This window comes from Pseudoalteromonas sp. Angola-4 (assembly GCF_028599265.1).
Classification (GTDB): domain Bacteria; phylum Pseudomonadota; class Gammaproteobacteria; order Enterobacterales; family Alteromonadaceae; genus Pseudoalteromonas; species Pseudoalteromonas atlantica.
In genome coordinates, this window is sequence record NZ_JAQREK010000086.1 from 1 (window position 1) to 463 (window position 463).

1 protein-coding gene is annotated in these 463 nt (G+C 43.8%); it reads left to right on the plus strand.

Features of this window, described 5'->3' with window-relative positions; translation table 11 throughout:
• Positions 1-463: tRNA epoxyqueuosine(34) reductase QueG (queG, locus tag PSH48_RS20925; RefSeq protein ID WP_273612315.1), on the plus strand; the 463-nt coding region annotated here is incomplete at both ends.

The following is a 463-nucleotide window of genomic DNA, read 5'->3' on the forward strand; positions in this document are numbered from 1 at the left end:
GCTGCACATGGAATGAAACGCGCCCGCCCTAGCGAACTAGTCCCTGGCACGCAACGAGTTATTTCAGTAAAAATGAATTACCTGCCGCCAGATTCAGGCTTTGCCAAAAACCTTAAAAATAACGAGAAAGCCTATATCAGCCGCTATGAGCTTGGCCGTGACTATCACAAATTAATGCGTAATCGGCTCAAGCAATTAGGTAAAAAAATTGAACAGCAGGTAGGTGACTATGGCTTTAGGCCTTTTGTTGATTCAGCGCCAGTGCTTGAGCGTCAATTAGCTGAAAAAGCAGGGCTTGGCTGGCGAGGTAAACATTCTTTATTAATCAATAAAGAGGCTGGTTCTTGGTTTTTTTTAGGCGAGTTATTTGTAGATTTACCACTGCCTATTGATGATGAAAACACGTTCGAAGGTTGTGGTAAATGTGTTGCCTGTATAACCCTTTGCCCTACCGGCGCTATTG